Raw genomic sequence first — 16,199 nt, 5'->3', positions numbered from 1 at the left:
GTGTGAAAGAGTCCGGAAAATCGGACTTTTGGGGGATACGAAGACGTACGGGGAGCTGTGACCATGGCGTTGAAGAAAGTTCTGGCAATCGTATTGGCAGGCGGAGAAGGCAACCGACTCATGCCGCTGACGGCGGACCGGGCCAAGCCCGCGGTTCCGTTTGCAGGCGGCTACAGGTTGATTGACTTTGCATTATCCAATCTCGTTAATTCGGGATATTTGAAAATCGTGGTGCTGACGCAGTACAAATCGCACAGCCTTGACCGGCACATCTCGGAAACCTGGCGCATGTCAACCCAGCTGGGCCGTTACGTGGCCTCTGTTCCCGCGCAGCAGCGCGTGGGCAAGAGCTGGTTCCTTGGCAGTGCCAATGCAATTTACCAATCGCTGAACCTTATCCATGATGACGCCCCGGACATCGTGGTAGTGGTCGGCGCTGACCACGTGTACCGCATGGACTTCTCCCAAATGGTGGAGCAGCACATTGCCAGCGGTGCCAAAGCGACAGTGGCCGCAGTCCGGCAGCCGCTGAACATGGCCAACCAGTTCGGCGTGATCGAGGTGGACCAGAACGATCCCCAGAAGATCGCCGCCTTCGTGGAGAAGCCCGCCAGCACCCCCGGGCTGGCAGCTGACCCCACGCAGTTCCTGGCTTCCATGGGCAACTACGTCTTCAACGCAGACGCCCTGGTTGAGGCGTTGCACGTGGACGCGGAAAGACTCGATACCAAGCACGATATGGGCGGCGACATCATTCCGTATTTCGTGGACCAAGGCGAAGCCGGTGTTTACGACTTCACGCTCAACGACATCCCAGGCGCCACCGATCGCGACCGGACGTACTGGCGCGACGTCGGCACCATCGACTCGTTCTACGACGCCCACATGGATCTCATCTCACCCGTGCCGGTGTTCAACCTGTACAACTCCGAGTGGCCCATCTACACCCGCCAGAGCATCTCTCCGCCTGCCAAGTTCGTCCGCGGAGATAACAACACCGTGGGCACGGCGTTGGACTCCATTGTGGCCAGCGGTGTGGTGATTTCCGGCGGAATTGTTGAAGGATCCGTTCTCTCCAACGACGCCTATGTGGCCGCTGGCAGCCGGGTCCAGGACTCTGTATTGATGGACAAGGTCCGTGTGGGTGAAGGCGCAGTGATCAAGCGGGCCATTCTTGATAAGAACGTCAAGGTCCCCGCCGGTGCGGCCATCGGCCTGGACCCCGCCCTGGACAAGGCCCGGGGTTACAAAGTCACGGAGTCCGGCATCACCGTTCTGGCAAAGGGTCAGGTTGTCCCCGAGCCCGGTGAGGCAGAGCTGGCGTTGTCCGCACAGCATCGCCGTGCGTTGCCGGAAGCGGTCAAGGCAGCTACCCATGACGATCCCGATATCCGCGACTCCGCGGAAAAGGTGGCAGCGGGTATCCAATCACGCGTGGCGGACGCCGCGGCGCAGGGTGCCTCTCATTAGCCGGTAAGTCGCACCCCGGTGTCAACAGAACCCGAGGCAGGCCACTGGCTTCCAAGGCTGTAAAATCAGGTCAATGAGCTCCACCGATCTGACGCCTGAAGAGATCCAGGCCTGCCTCAAGGTTCTGACCACGATCCACGTCTATGACGAAGAGCACCCGGACTATGTTGCTGTCCGCCGTGCCACCGGCAAGATGTTCAAAGCCGTCAAACGCCACCGCCGTGTCACCAAACGCGACTCCATTGCCGAGGCCGACCGCGCTGTCATTGCCCTCACTGCCACGGCCGCACCGGACCGTATTGACGACGAAACGCGCGGCAACAAGCTGGCCCCTTCCGCCACTGGTGAGGTAGCAGGACACCTCATCCGCTCGCGCCCCTGCTACATCTGCAAAAAGCACTACACACAGGTAGATGCTTTCTACCATCAGCTCTGCCCGGAATGCGCGGCCTTCAGCCACAGCAAGCGCGATGCCCGCACGGATCTCACCGGTCGCAGGGCGCTGCTGACCGGCGGACGCGCGAAGATCGGCATGTACATCGCCTTGCGGCTGCTCAGGGATGGCGCCCACACCACCATCACCACCCGCTTCCCCAAAGACGCTGCGCGTCGTTTTGCTGCCATGGAAGACAGCGGCGAGTGGCTGCACCGGCTCCGGATCGTTGGCATTGACCTCCGCGACCCGGCACAGGTGATGGCCTTGACGGATTCGCTCAACGAGGCCGGTCCGCTGGACATTATCATCAACAACGCAGCCCAGACCGTGCGGCGCTCGGGCAACGCTTACAAGCCCTTGGTTGACGCAGAGGACGAGGCCTTGCCCGAGGCCCTCGAAGCTGCCAACGGCGGACCCGAGCTGGTGACTTTCGGGCACGCACATGACAAGCACCCGCTTGCCCTCGCCAGCAGTGTCACCGAACACCCCGTCCTGGCCGGCGATGCGATCACCTCGCTGGCCCTCTCCACGGGATCGGCGTCGCTGGAACGGATTGAGTCGGGAACGGCAATCGACGCCGGCGGCCTGGTCCCTGACCTCGCTTCGATCAACAGTTGGACCCAGGTGGTGGACGAGGTGGATCCCCTGGAGATGCTCGAAGTACAGCTGTGCAACGTCACGGCGCCCTTCCTGCTGGTCAGCCGCCTTCGCGAAGCCATGAAGCGGTCCACAGCCAACAGGAAGTACATCGTGAACGTCTCGGCCATGGAGGGACAGTTCTCCCGTGCCTACAAGGGCCCCGGACATCCCCACACCAACATGGCCAAAGCTGCGCTGAACATGATGACCCGCACCAGCGCCCAGGAAATGCTCGATTCCGATGGCATCCTCATGACCGCCGTGGATACAGGATGGATCACCGACGAACGGCCGCATTACACCAAAGTCCGGCTCATGGAAGAAGGATTCCATGCTCCCTTGGACCTGGTGGACGGCGCCGCGCGTGTCTACGACCCCATTGTGATGGGTGAAAAGGGTGAGGACCAGTACGGTGTCTTCCTCAAGGACTACAAGCCTTCACCCTGGTAGAAAGATCCCGGGTTTAAGTACAGATAAGGCCCTTAAGAGCGACTCTTAAGGGCCTTATCTTTATGAACTCCTACGCCCGGAGACTAGGCGAGGCGGGTAATCTCCACGGAAACCGAAAGCCCCGAACCGCCCCCACCTGACAGGACCCCCTTCAACGGGGGAACATCGCGGTAATCTCGGCCGCGGGCCACTGTGACGTGGTAATCCCCCGCGGGCTTGTGGTTGGTAGGGTCCCAGCTGCGCCATTCTCCATCCCACCACTCCAACCAGGCATGTGATTGGCCGGCTACAGTCTCGCCGATGTCCGCCGAGGAACGGGGGTGGATATACCCGGACACGTACCGCGCCGGAATGCCGCTGGACCGCAGGGCGCCGATCGCCAGATGCGCCAGGTCCTGGCACACCCCCTGCCGTTGAGACCACGCCTGTTCGGCATTGGTGGTGACCCCTGTGGTGCCCTTCATGTAGGTCATCTCACCGGCCATCCACGCGAATACTGCAAGCGCAGCCTCATGGGGGTTCTTGCCTTTGACCACGCCCGGAACGATCTCCAGGACTTCCTCACCCGGCCCGCTGAGCCGGGACTGCGGCAACCAGTCGCTGAATTCGTCCTGGACCTTCTCAGAGGCGATGACGTCCCATCCCACAATGTCGTCCTCTGTCGCAACGCGTTCCGTGCGGTGCACTTCAACGGTGGCTGTAGCGAGGACCTCAAGGCTCTCATGCGGCATTTGCATGTCAAACGCTGTGACCCGCGTTCCCCAATAGTCGCGGTATGTACTGACTGAGGCCTGATGGGGCGAAACTTTGAGTGAGGCTTCCAGGACCACCTGTTGACCGTCGGTCAGCGGGGTCATCCGGGCTTCGTTATAGGACAGGGTCACGCGGCGGTTGTACTTGTACGCGGTCTTGTGAACAATGCTCAGCCGGGTCATGAAACTTCTCCCACCCAGGCGTGTTCATCAGCCTGATTGAAGTACTTACGGGAAATTGCGTCCGAGGCTTGAGTCACGGCCTTTTGCACACGTTCCATATGCTCGGGTAGTTCGGACATGAGATCGTCCGTGCGGTGGAACTCAAGGAACGTGCGGGCCTGGCCCACGATCCGCCGGGCATCGTTGATGAATCCGACGCGCTGGGCCGAAGGATCCAGCTTGGCGAGGCATTCATCGGCATCACGCAAGGCATAGACAATCGAACGCGGGAACAAACGGTCCAGGAGCAGGAACTCCGCCGCGTGCTGGTCACCGAACGCGGCCCTGCGGGTCCGGATGAACGACTCGTACGCTCCCGCGCACCGCAGCATGTTGACCCAGGACATACCAGCGGACTGGACATCACGGGTGGACAACATGCGGGCCGTCATGTCGGCGCGTTCCAGGGAGCGGCCGAGCACCATGAACAACCAGCTCTCGTCGTGGCTGACCGTTGTGTCCGCGAGCCCACGGACCATGGCTGTGCGTTCCAAGACCCAATTGCAGAACCGGTAGGTTCCCACAACATCTTTGCGGTGTTGATTGAGACCGTAATAGGTGGTGTTGAGGCTTTCCCAGAGGGATTGGGAGACAGTCTCGCGCGCCCGCCGCGCATTCTCACGGGCAGCGCCCAGCGAACCTGCAATGGAGGACGCGCTGTGCTTGTCATAGGCAAGCGCATGGAGGAGTTCAGGGAGGCCGAACTCCTCACCTTGCGGCTTGGCGCCCATCACGGCAAGGAGCTCCCGGGCGACGCTTCGCTGTTCCTCAAGGGGCAGGTGGTTCAAGCGCTCAAGGTGTACATCCAAAATTCTGGAGGTACCGTCGGCACGCTCAACGTAGCGTCCGATCCAGAAGAGTGACTCAGCAATGCGGCTCAGCATGGAACTGCCTCCTTCGCGTGGTGCATATCGAAGTTCAAGTGTTGGTGGTGTGCTTTCACTGCTGCTGCTCCGTTTGGCGGTCACGCCAGTTACTTTCCACCGGCCACACAGATACTTGCTCACGGACCGTGACGGACTGGCGGGGAATGATCTCAGCCGGCAGTTGCGGTGAGTCGGCCAGAACCCAGGTGTCCTTGGAACCGCCGCCCTGGCTGGAGTTCACAATCAAGGAACCCTCCTTGAGCGCCACGCGGGTGAGGCCACCGGGCAGGACCCAAACGTCGTCGCCGTCGTTGACCGCGAAGGGACGCAGGTCCACGTGGCGTGGTCCGAATTTGTCTCCGGAGAGCGTGGGAACTGTGGAGAGCTGCAGGACCGGCTGTGCGATCCACCCCCGGGGGTCGGCAATGACGCGCTTGCGCAGGGCGTCCAGCTCGTCCTTGGTGGCGTCCGGGCCAATGACCAATCCTTTGCCGCCGGAACCGTCCACGGGTTTGACCACCAGTTCGTCGAGGCGGTCCAGAACATGCTCCCTGGCTTCCTTTTCCTCAAGCCGGAAAGTGTCAACATTGGCGATGATCGGCTCTTCGTGAAGGTAGTACCGGATCAGGTCAGGCACGTAACTGTACACGAGCTTGTCGTCGGCTACGCCGTTGCCCACCGCGTTGGCAATGGTCACTCCCCCGGCACGGGCCGCGTTGACCAATCCCGGGCAACCGAGCATGGAATCCGAGCGGAACTGCAGCGGGTCCAGGAAGTCGTCATCGATGCGCTTATAGATGACATCCACCCTCTGCTCGCCGGCAGTGGTCCGCATGTAGACCCGGTTGCCACGGCAAATGAGGTCACGGCCTTCAACGAGCTCCACGCCCATGAGCCCTGCAAGGAGGGTGTGCTCAAAGTAGGCGCTGTTGAAGACACCAGGCGTCAGGACAACCACGGTGGGATCGTCCACGCCCGCGGGAGCCGTTTTGCGCAGAGCCGAGAGGAGCCGCCGGGGATACTCCTCCACCGGCCTGATGTGTTGTTGGCCGAACGCTTCGGGCAAGCCCTTAGCCATGGCACGCCGGTTCTCGAGGACGTAGCTGACGCCTGAAGGTACCCGAACGTTGTCCTCCAGCACGCGGAAGGTCCCGGCTGCATCCCGAACAACGTCAATGCCCGAGACGTGGACGCGAACGCCACCCGAGGGCTCAAAACCGTGCACCGCGCGGTGGAAATGCGCGCTGGTGGTCACCAGTTGCCGCGGAATCACGCCATCGGTGACCACGGCCATTCGTCCATAAACGTCGTTGAGGAAAGCCTCCAAGGCTTTGACACGCTGGGCAACTCCGCGCTCCAGCACATCCCACTCATCCGCAGGAATGACGCGCGGGACAATATCCAGGGGAAACGGACGCTCCTCCCCCGCATAGTCAAAGGTCACGCCACGGTCCAGAAAGGTGCGTGCCATGGAGTCGGCACGGGCGGTGACATCCGCCAGGGAAAGCTCGCGGAGAGCCCCGGAAACCTGACCGTAGGATCTTCTGGCTACATGGCCTTGGGTAAACATCTCGTCATAGGCGCCACTGCGGGCTGCGGCCTCGGAGTAATCCTGGAATAGGTCAGACATGGGATTCAGGTAATCACCTTTTTGAGTCGAGCGCATTACGCGCTGGTTGTGTCGCTGTTTCCGGGTCCTCCCGGTTCGCCTTCCGTGCCCCCATCCGGCAGGGTTGAGGCATGCCCTACAAGAGTCTTGCGCCCCAGCTGTCCCGGCTGGGGCCCGGGTTGGTCCTGAGCATCGCCGCAACGGGTCTTGCCTTCGCCATTCACGGCGTTTTTCCAGCGGTACCTGCCATGACACTCGCCGTGGCCTTGGGTTTGCTCTCAGCCAATATACCGGGCACGGCGGTCTTGACCGCGGGGCGCGCCCGGCCGGGCCTGGACTTCGCCGGAAAGCACCTCATGCGGGCCGGGATCGTGCTTTTGGGCCTCAAGGTCAGCATCGGTGACGTCCTCGGCCTGGGATGGCTGTCCTTGCTCCCGATCGCAGGTGTGGTCCTGGTCAGCTTCGCGGGAACCTATGGACTGGCGCGTTTGCTTCGCCTCCCCGGCGAAGCGGCCATCCTCATCGCCACTGGCTTTTCCATCTGCGGCGCCTCCGCGATCGGTGCGATGGCAGCCGTGCGCCGCATCAAGCATCAGGACACCGTGCTGCCGGTGGCGCTCGTAACGCTCTGCGGAACTCTTGCCATCGGTGTACTGCCGCTGCTCATGCACCCCCTGAATCTCAATCCCGAGCAATTCGGAGCCTGGACCGGCGCCTCGGTGCATGACGTCGGCCAGGTGGTGGCCACGGCGCAAACCGCTGGTACATCGGCGCTGGCGATCGCCGTCGTCGTTAAATTGACGCGTGTGGTCTTACTGGCACCGGTAGCGGCTGCGGCGGGGGTGCACCAACGAATCGTCCATGTGAGAAAGCGCAGCAACGGCGGGGACGATCCGGCTGGTGTCGTCGACGGGCGGTTCCCACCGATTGTCCCCCTGTTCGTCGTGGGATTCCTCGCCATGGTGGCGCTCCGTTCCCTCGGGTGGTTGCCGCCGTCGGGCTTGGACATTGCGGCTGTTGTCCAGGACATTCTGCTGGCAACGGCCCTGTTCGGGCTGGGTTCGGCGGTGCGGGTACGCACCCTGATTCACACGGGAGGCCGCGCCGTCCTGGTGGCGCTGGGCTCTTGGCTGCTCATCGCCTCATTGGGCCTGGGGGCCGCGTGGATCATGATTAGATAGCTGTGTGTCGAATCACAATCTCTCGCGCGATGACGCCGCAATCCGTTCAGCCCTGATCACCACCCACAGCTATGACGTCACCCTCGATGTCCGCGACGCGGCAGATCCCGCCGTCGCCGGATACCCGAGCACCAGCACGGTCACCTTCTCAGCCGAACCCGGCTCCGCCACCTTCCTGGATTTCATCAGCGGCGGCGTCGAGTCAGTGGTGCTGAACGGCCGGAGACTGGACGTGGAGTCAGTGGTGGACCGCGACAGGATCATCCTGGACGGCCTCGCCGCCGAGAACACCGTGACGGTGACCGGGACGGCGCTCTACAGCCGCTCCGGCGAGGGCATGCATCGCTTCGTGGACCCCGCGGATGGCCTGTGCTACCTCTACACGCAGTACGAACCTGCGGACAGCCGCCGCGTCTTCGCCAATTTCGAACAGCCGGACCTCAAAGCCGAATTTACGTTCCACGTGATCGCCCCCGTCGCTTGGGAAGTCGCGTCCAACGGAGTTGAGGAGGCACGCACACCGGTACCGGGCCACCCCACCGCCGCACGCTGGGATTTCGCCCCTACCAAGCGAATGTCCACCTACATCACCACCGTGCTGGCCGGCCCCTACTTCAAGGCGACCGATCATTGGGGAGCAAACCTCGACGACGGCACCCGCCTTGACGTGCCGCTGGCACTTTACTGCAGGGCTTCTTTGGCCGGCTCGTTCGATGCCGATCAGCTGTTCCGTTTGACCAAGAGCGGACTGGAGTTCTTCAACAACCTCTTCGCCTACCCCTATCCCTGGGGCAAATACGATCAGGCGTTTGTGCCCGAATACAACCTCGGTGCCATGGAAAACCCCGGGCTGGTGACGTTCACGGAGAAGTACGTCTACGCCTCGCGGGCCACCGACGCCCAGTACCAAGCCCGCGCCAATACCCTCATGCACGAGATGGCCCACATGTGGTTCGGGGACCTGGTGACCATGAACTGGTGGGATGACCTCTGGCTTAAAGAGTCGTTCGCCGACTACATGGGGACCCTGGGTGTGGACCGCGCCACGGACTGGGACACCGCGTGGGTGAATTTCGCCAGCAAGCGCAAAGCCTGGGCCTACCTGCAGGATCAACTGCCCACCACCCACCCGATCGTGGCGGACATCCCGGACCTTGAGGCCGCCAAACAAAACTTTGACGGCATTACCTATGCCAAGGGCGCTTCGGTCCTGAAGCAGCTGGTGGCCTATGTCGGTTTTGATGCCTTCATCGCGGGGTCCCGACAGTACTTCCGGGATCATGCCTTCGGCAACACTTCCCTTCAGGATCTCCTGGCGGCCCTCAGCGCAGCCTCAGGCAGGGATCTTTCCGGATGGGCACGGCAATGGCTGCAGACATCCGGCATCTCCACTATTTCGGCCGAAATGGTGGAAGACGACGGGATACTCGGTGCGGTAACGCTCCGGCAGGACGCCGTGGATCCCCTCACCGGTCACCAGGAACTGCGCCCGCATCGTATGCGGCTGGGCTTGTATGACGCCGATTCAACCGGTGCCTTGGTGAGGACCGAAAGCATCGACGTAGATGTTGCAGGGCCCAGCACCCTGGTGACGGAATTGCGCGGAAAACGCCGGCCGGCGCTGCTCCTGGTTAACGATGATGACCTTAGTTACGTCAAAGTCCGGCTGGACAGCGGGTCCGAACACACGGTCCGGACATCGCTGAACAGGATTTCGGATCCTATGGCACGTGCTTTGTGCTGGACTGCGCTCTGGGATTCGGCCAGGGATGGCGTCACACCGGCGGCCCGTTACGTAACCGCCGTCGAGCAGTTCGCGCCGTCAGAAACGGGTATAGGTGTCCTGCTCAACGTGCTGGGCAACGCTGCCAGTGCCATCGAGCGCTACGTGCCCGCAACCACGCGCGAGGGGGTACGGAAGGATTTTCTGAACGTGGCAGCGGAGCAGTTGACGGCTGCTGTACCCGGCTCTGACCAGCAACTTGCCTGGGCACGGACCGTGGCTGAGGTTTCCAGACACGGTGACAGCCAGCTCCCCCTGGTACGGGGAATCCTGGAAGGGACCACCATGGTGGAAGGCCTGGCCGTGGACGCTGAACTGCGCTGGAGCCTGTGGCAGGCGCTGGCAGCCCATGGGCAGGCGACCCTCGCTGAGTTGGACCGGGAGCTTGACGCTGATACCACGGCATCGGGCAGGGAAGGCCATGCTCTGGCCTCGGCCGCCCGTCCGGAGGCATCAATCAAGGCAGCCGCCTGGGACTCCACCGTCAACAGCACTGGTCTTTCCAACGAGATCCTCAGCGCCACGATCGCGGGGGTCGTTGCTGCTCCCGGAAAGCTCCTGGAGCCCTATGTGGAGCCGTACTTTGATTGCCTTGAACGTGTCTGGTCCGAACGCAGCATTGAAATCGCGGGCCGGATTGTCCGGGGCCTCTTTCCCGGAGCACAGAATCTCACCGAAGGCATACGGCCTGCCGAGCACCCGGTCCTGCTGAGGACGGATCGTTGGCTTCATGAGCACCCAGGTGCTCCCCGTGCCCTGCGGCGCATCATCATCGAGCAACGGAGCCACTTGCTGAGGGCGTTGACCGCACAAGCGGCTGGGTGACCGCACAAACGGTGATGTGGACATGTCCTAGGGGACCCGGTTCAACCACTCTTCTGTGCCGAATTTGTCCCCCACGCGCTTCCTGGCTTCGTCGAGTTCACTGTCGGTGAGCCGGGATTCAACCGCACCATATCGCTCGGCGAAGACTTCCTGCATGGCGGCGATGATTGCCGACCTTGCAAGACCTGTCTGGCGACGCAAGGGATCCACGCGCTTCTTGGCGCTCCTGGTTCCCTTGTCTGAGAGCTTCTCCTTGCCGATGCGCAGGACATCCACCATCTTGTCGGCGTCGATGTCATAGCTCATGGTGACGTGATGGAGCATGCCGCCGTTGGCGAGTCGTTTCTGTGCTGCGCCCCCGATCTTGCCTTGATCCGTGGCAATGTCATTCAGGGGCACGTAGAAGGCCGTAATACCCAGCTTCTTCAGTGCGGCCATGACCCAGGCATCCAGGAAAGCGTAGGAGTCGGCAAAGCTGATGCCGTCCACCAGCGTCTGCGGCAGGTACAGCGAATAGGTGATGCAGTTGCCGGCCTCCATGAACATGGCACCGCCACCGCTGATGCGGCGCACCACGGAAATGCCGTGCCCCGCGACGCCGTCCGGATCCACCTCGTTCCGCACGGATTGGAAGCTCCCGATCACCACGGAAGGCTCCTCCCAGTCCCAGAACCTCAACGTGGGGTTCCGCAGCCCTGCGCCCACTTCCTCGGTGAGAACTTCATCCAAGGCGACATTAACCTGCGTGGGCAGGACTGATGGCGGGATGACATCCCACTGATGGTCCGCCCAGCTTGTGGCCTTGGACAGTGCCCGACGGACGGTCACAGCCACGGCTTCTGCAGAGAACCCAAAGAGCACAGCCCCTTCGGGCAGGCCTCCTGCCACAGCCGCGGCGATGTCTGCCGCTGTTGAGGTTTCCGGAAGTCCCGTCAACGCCTGGTTGATGTCCTGCAGTGCCTCATCAGGCTCCAGGAAGAAATCCCCGCTCAGGGAGACGTTGGAGAAACGTCCGCCCGCCACCTCCAGGTCCACCACCACAAGTTTGCCCCCGGGAACCTTATATTCTCCGTGAAGGCGGGTGTCGTCGTCGTGATGGTGTGCTCGCGGTGCGGGGTGGGAAGTCATGCTTTCCATCTTGCCGGAAAACACAAAGGCCCGCATTGCCGGAATCCGGCGATGCGGGCCTTCGAAAAGCCTTGGGGGTGAAGTGGTTACTTCTTGCCGCCGAAGCCCTTGAAGCGAGCGTTGAAGCGCTCGACGCGGCCAGCGGAGTCCATGATGCGCTGCTTGCCCGTGTAGAACGGGTGGGACTCCGAAGAGATTTCGACGTCAATAACCGGGTAGGTGTTTCCGTCTTCCCACTCGATGGTCTTCGAGGAAGACACGGTGGACTTGGTCAGGAACTGTGTACCGGAGGCCAGGTCGTTGAAGACAACAGCTTCGTACTTCGGGTGGATATCAGACTTCATAATGGGACCTTTTGTTCACGCAACTGGATTTTGCCAGCTGCCAGGTATGAATGGAGGTGGTCCTTGGCTGCAACGTGAACATTCCAGCGGCCGGGCCAACAACCAATCATAGCGGAAACGGCCATGCCCGACGAACCGGAGTCAGTCCTGCGGCCGAAGCTCCCAGAATGCCACTGCCGAGGCGGCGGCGACATTAAGTGAGTCCACCCCTGCACGCATGGGTATCTTCACAGCGAGGTCGACGGCGGCCAACGTCTCTTCACTCATGCCGGCACCTTCGGTCCCCAGCACCAAGGCGAGTTTCGGATAGTTCCTGGCGGCGAGCTCGTCCAGGTTCAGCGCATCATCAGTCAGCTCCATGGCGGCCACCGTGAAGCCTTGCTCCTGCAGGCTTGCCAAGCCGGCGGGCCAGCTTTCCAGGCGTGCCCACGGTATTTGGAACACCGTGCCCATGCTGACGCGGACGCTGCGCCTGTACAGCGGGTCGCCGCACCTGGGCGAGACGAGCACGGCGTCCACGCCCAGTGCCGCAGCTGAGCGGAAGATGGCGCCCACGTTGGTGTGGTCCACGATGTCCTCCAGCACGGCGATTCTCCTGGCGTTGACCAAGAGATCCTTTAACGGGACAGGGGCAGGCCGGTGCATTGCAGCCATGGCTCCGCGATGCAGGTGGAAGCCGGTGATCTCTTCCAACAGCGAAGCTTTGCCAATGAATACGGGAACGTCAGGATGGGCCTTGAAGACGTCGTCAAGATCTTCCAGCCACTTCTCCGCCAGGAAAAAGGAACGGGGCTGATGGCCTGCCGCCAGTGCCCTGCGGAGGACCTTGGAGGACTCTGCGATGTACATGCCTTCGCGTGGCTCGCGCAACTTCCTGAGGTGTACATCTGTGAGGGTGGTGTAGTCCGTGACGCGTGGATCATCCGCGGACTCAAGATAGTGGAAGGTCACGGGAGCTTATTTCAGAAGGTTGGCGATCATGAAGCCAAGGGCCACGATGCCGAGAGTGAAGATGACTGCCCTGAGAACCTTGGGCGACAACTTCCGGCCCACTTTGGAACCCACAAGCCCGCCGATGGTGGAGCTCACTGCGATGAGCAGGACAACGAGCCAGTTGATGCGGTCAAAGGCGAAGATCAGGTATGAGATGGCAGCCACCATGTTCACGCCCAGCACCAGGAAGTTCTTCATGGCGTTGGCATTTTGCATGGTCCCTGAGAGGAACACACCCAGAATCCCCACCAGCAGGATCCCTTGTGCAGCCACGAAGTAGCCGCCGTAGACACCGGCGAAGTAGACCAGGACCACCAGGAGAACGCCATGGCTCCGGTCCCGGATGGCATGTTCAGGGTTCTGTTCCCGGCTGCGAACCCAGGCCTGCAGCTTGGGCTGGAACAGCACCATCAGGAGGGCCAGCACCAAGAGGACGGGGGCCACGTAATGGAAGACCTTCTCCGGCAGATGCAGCAAGAGCCATGCGCCTGTGATGCCGCCCAGCAGGGACGCCGGAAGCAGCTTCATCAGCTGCCTTCCCCTGCCTGCCAACTCACGACGATAGCCCCATGCCCCCGCGGCCGTTCCAGCCACCAGGCCCATGGCGTTGCTCATGGACGCGACAACCGGTGTTACGCCCAGTGCTATGAGCACGGGGAAGGTCACGAGGGTGCCGGAGCCGACGACGGCATTGATGGTGCCGGCCCACAAGCCCGCGAAAAAGATCAGGATGCTGCTAAGAATCTCCACAGTAAGTTACCGAACCCCGCCTAGCGTCGGGCAGTGGCCGTGTAGCGGCCGGCGTTTTCCGAAACATCCAGGGCAAGGCCGAAGGTGTTGCTGAGGTGCTCGTCGGTGAGGACTTCCTTGATGGGGCCGGCAGCGACCACTCCGCCTTCGCGGAGCAGCATGGCATGCGTGAATCCCGGCGGCACTTCCTCAAGGTGATGGGTAACAAGGACCATGGCAGGCGCTGCTTCGTCACTGGCGAGTTCGCCCAGCTTATGAACCAATTCTTCACGGCCACCCAAGTCGAGGCCTGCTGCGGGTTCGTCGAGCAGCAGAAGCTCGGGGTCCGTCATCAGCGCACGGGCAATCTGGACGCGCTTGCGCTCACCCTCGGACAGGGTGGCAAAGGTGCGGTTCAAGAGGGGACCCATCCCCCAGTCGTTGAGCAATGCGAAGGCGCGGCGTTCGTCGTCGCGTTCGTAGCCCTCACGCCAGCGGCCGGTGACGCCATAAGCAGCTGTGACCACCACGTTCAAAACGTTCTCGTGCTCGGGGATCTGGGTGGCAAGTGCTGCTGAGGAAAGTCCGATCCGGGGCCGCAGCTCAAAGACGTCCACTCGGCCCAGGGTCTCATCGAGGATCCCGGCCTTGCCACTGCTTGGGTGCAGGCGGGCGGCGGCAATCTGGAGGAGGGTGGTTTTACCGGCTCCATTGGGTCCCAGGATGACCCAGCGTTCGCCTTCGTTGACCTGCCAGTCAACCTTGTCCAGCAGGGTCTTCTTGCCTCGGACAACGCTGACGGAAGCCAATTCCAGAACATCACTCATAGCAGTAGACACTAGGACAAAAATCCATGTGACTGATAACCGGTCGCCGTGCAGGCTTTGTATCGCGAAACGAATTCGGGCGCGTGCGGCGCCCTCAGTAGGATTGGGGCCATGACTTCGAACTTGGCTGCAGTCAGCTATGGCGTGAACTTGTCCCCCGAATCCCTCGACAACGTGCGGAAAACGCTGGCCGAAGCCGGCGCGGCAGTGTCATCGGAATCACACGGTGGAGACGAACGCTTCGGAGTGCACACGGCTGGACTCACGGTGAGCACGGAGGCGGATGCGGACCTCAAGGCCCTGCGGCGGCTGGTGGCTGAGGCCGCTGAAACAGGGGTGGATACAGCCATAGTGCCTGAAGCCCTGCGCGAAGCCACCCGGAAGCTCTTGATCATGGATGTCGATTCCACACTGATCCAACAAGAGGTCATCGAACTGCTGGCAGCGCACGCAGGCAAACGCGAGGAAGTCGCTGCCGTTACCGAAGCTGCAATGCGCGGCGAGTTGGACTTTGCCCAGAGCCTCCACGCCCGCGTTGCCGTCCTTGCGGGCCTGCCCGCCGCCGTCGTCGATTCTGTTCGCCAGGAGGTGCGCCTTAGCCTGGGCGCGGCAGAACTTGTGGCGGCCTTCAAGAAGGCGGGCCATAAAGTGGCGGTTGTCTCCGGAGGATTCAACCAAATCCTGGGTCCTATCGCTGATGAACTCGGCTTGGACTACTGGATCGCCAACGAGCTTGAAATCGTCGACGGCGCGTTGACCGGTAAGGTGCTGGGCGCGGTCATCGATCGAGCCGCCAAGGAAAAGTACTTACGCGAGTGGGCAGCCGCTGAAGGAATCAGCCTTGAGCACACCATTGCCGTGGGTGACGGTGCCAATGACCTGGATATGCTCAGCGCTGCCGGCATCGGAGTCGCCTTCAATGCAAAACCTGCTGTCCGCGCGGTGGCCGACGCCGTCATCACCATGCCGTACCTGGACGCGGTCCGGCACATAGCCAACGTCTGAAGCCACGGCGTCGCAGCCCGACGTCGCCATATCTCTCGCAAAGCACCGGCGCGGTTCCCGTCGGTGCTTTGCCGTACTCAGAGGCCGAAGCGCTTCCTCGCTAAGGGTGTGAAGGCCCTGTGTGTCGGTATAACCAATTTCGTGACGCGAAAACAGACAAAATTAATCAATTTGTTCATTTATTAATTGCCGGGCTCATTCTTGGTCGGTATTCCAAGAGTGCTTTGATCCCAAGCGACAAAAATTGTGTAATGTGAAGAACATTATCAATATCTCCACATAGTAAACGGCAGTCAGGGATGACGAAATGCGAGGGCAGGAAGTGAACCGTTCGGAGCGTACATGGAAATGGTGGAAACGCGACGAAGGATTCGAAGCGAATGCCTATGACCAAGACGACGCTGACGGGTACCCATCGCCCCTCCAGGAGATTCTCCACCGGGATCTCTACGAAGATGGCTCACCCCAAAGTGCCAACGTCACGACCACTGCTGATTACTTAACAGAACAGGAACAACCCGACATGAGCACATTGGACGAAGCTATAAAGCAACTGCTGGCCATCGAAGGATCCACGGGTGCTGCGGTAGTGGACTACTCCAGCGGCATGGCCTTGGCCCAGGGCGGCAGCCCCGGTTTCGACCTTGGCGTTGCTGCTGCGGGCAACTCAAACGTGGTGAGCGCCAAGTTGCGTACCATGGCCGACTTGAGTCTTGACAGCGACATCGAGGACATTCTTATTACCCTGGGAACCCAGTACCACCTCATCAATGTACTGAACTCAACGGCGTCCAAGGGCCTTTTCGTCTACCTGGTGCTTGACCGCACCTATGCAAACCTGGCGCTTGCCCGGCACAAACTAAAGAATCTTGCCAAGGACATCACCATCTGATTTCAGGTGTAAAGCGAAGGGGCGGTGGCGCATGATGCGCCACCGCCC

14 protein-coding genes are annotated in these 16,199 nt (G+C 61.4%); 6 read left to right on the top strand and 8 right to left on the bottom strand.

Going from position 1 to position 16,199, the window contains the following annotated elements:
* Positions 1-57: 57 nt before the first annotated feature.
* Together glgC and AR689_RS07565 are read left to right on the top strand one after the other, a co-directional pair.
* The gene (gene glgC / locus AR689_RS07570; protein WP_197412834.1) at positions 58-1,470 is read left to right on the top strand and encodes a glucose-1-phosphate adenylyltransferase; all 1,413 of its coding nucleotides are present in this window, start codon (positions 58-60) and stop codon (positions 1,468-1,470) included.
* A 73-nt stretch (positions 1,471-1,543) separates the two neighbouring features.
* Positions 1,544-2,995 (top strand): SDR family NAD(P)-dependent oxidoreductase, encoded by a 1,452-nt coding sequence (locus AR689_RS07565; protein ID WP_024816701.1) that lies wholly within the window; start codon positions 1,544-1,546, stop codon positions 2,993-2,995.
* A gap of 83 nt (positions 2,996-3,078) precedes the next feature.
* Here AR689_RS07565 and AR689_RS07560 read toward each other — a convergent pair whose 3' ends face one another.
* Genes AR689_RS07560 through AR689_RS07550 form a run of 3 tightly spaced genes read right to left on the bottom strand, consistent with a single transcriptional unit; the run spans position 3,079 to position 6,465 of the window.
* Entirely contained in the window at positions 3,079-3,930 is an 852-nt protein-coding gene (locus AR689_RS07560) for a transglutaminase family protein (protein WP_062068751.1), read from the bottom strand.
* Positions 3,927-4,853, bottom strand: coding sequence for an alpha-E domain-containing protein (locus tag AR689_RS07555; protein WP_062068749.1), 927 nt, complete (start codon positions 4,851-4,853; stop codon positions 3,927-3,929). The genes AR689_RS07560 and AR689_RS07555 overlap by 4 nt, the downstream gene beginning before the upstream one ends.
* Positions 4,854-4,908: 55 nt before the next feature.
* Complete coding sequence (locus AR689_RS07550) at positions 4,909-6,465, bottom strand: circularly permuted type 2 ATP-grasp protein (protein ID WP_062068747.1); 1,557 nt, start codon at positions 6,463-6,465, stop codon at positions 4,909-4,911.
* Positions 6,466-6,575: 110 nt separating this feature from the next.
* Between AR689_RS07550 and AR689_RS07545 the strand changes: the two genes are divergently transcribed.
* Positions 6,576-7,625 (top strand): YeiH family protein, encoded by a 1,050-nt coding sequence (locus AR689_RS07545; RefSeq protein WP_062068745.1) that lies wholly within the window; start codon positions 6,576-6,578, stop codon positions 7,623-7,625.
* 4 nt (positions 7,626-7,629) lie between these two features.
* Positions 7,630-10,233, top strand: a complete 2,604-nt coding sequence (gene pepN, locus AR689_RS07540; protein ID WP_062068743.1) for an aminopeptidase N — start codon at positions 7,630-7,632, stop codon at positions 10,231-10,233.
* 27 nt (positions 10,234-10,260) lie between these two features.
* Here pepN and lplAB read toward each other — a convergent pair whose 3' ends face one another.
* From lplAB to AR689_RS07515, 5 genes are all read right to left on the bottom strand, one after another.
* On the bottom strand, positions 10,261-11,361 hold the full coding sequence (lplAB, locus tag AR689_RS07535) for a lipoate-protein ligase LplAB (RefSeq protein WP_197412833.1): 1,101 nt from the start codon (positions 11,359-11,361) through the stop codon (positions 10,261-10,263).
* 86 nt (positions 11,362-11,447) lie between these two features.
* A complete protein-coding gene (locus tag AR689_RS07530) occupies positions 11,448-11,705 on the bottom strand; it encodes a type B 50S ribosomal protein L31 (protein WP_017200906.1) in 258 nt (85 codons plus the stop codon).
* A gap of 141 nt (positions 11,706-11,846) precedes the next feature.
* Positions 11,847-12,656, bottom strand: a complete 810-nt coding sequence (locus tag AR689_RS07525; protein ID WP_062068739.1) for a TrmH family RNA methyltransferase — start codon at positions 12,654-12,656, stop codon at positions 11,847-11,849.
* A 6-nt stretch (positions 12,657-12,662) separates the two neighbouring features.
* Complete coding sequence (locus AR689_RS07520) at positions 12,663-13,448, bottom strand: sulfite exporter TauE/SafE family protein (RefSeq protein WP_062068737.1); 786 nt, start codon at positions 13,446-13,448, stop codon at positions 12,663-12,665.
* A gap of 20 nt (positions 13,449-13,468) precedes the next feature.
* Positions 13,469-14,254: an ABC transporter ATP-binding protein gene (locus AR689_RS07515; protein ID WP_062068735.1), complete on the bottom strand. Its 786-nt coding sequence runs from the start codon at positions 14,252-14,254 to the stop codon at positions 13,469-13,471.
* A 111-nt stretch (positions 14,255-14,365) separates the two neighbouring features.
* On the opposite strand from AR689_RS07515, the gene serB reads away from it, so the two are divergent.
* Together serB and AR689_RS23515 are read left to right on the top strand one after the other, a co-directional pair.
* The gene (serB, locus tag AR689_RS07510; RefSeq protein ID WP_062068732.1) at positions 14,366-15,259 is read left to right on the top strand and encodes a phosphoserine phosphatase SerB; all 894 of its coding nucleotides are present in this window, start codon (positions 14,366-14,368) and stop codon (positions 15,257-15,259) included.
* A gap of 307 nt (positions 15,260-15,566) precedes the next feature.
* The gene (locus AR689_RS23515) at positions 15,567-16,151 is read left to right on the top strand and encodes a roadblock/LC7 domain-containing protein (protein ID WP_231745465.1); all 585 of its coding nucleotides are present in this window, start codon (positions 15,567-15,569) and stop codon (positions 16,149-16,151) included.
* Positions 16,152-16,199: the final 48 nt, after the last annotated feature.

Source organism: Arthrobacter sp. EpRS71, assembly GCF_001512285.1.
Taxonomy (GTDB): domain Bacteria; phylum Actinomycetota; class Actinomycetes; order Actinomycetales; family Micrococcaceae; genus Arthrobacter.
This window is presented reverse-complemented; position numbering and strand designations above follow the sequence as displayed.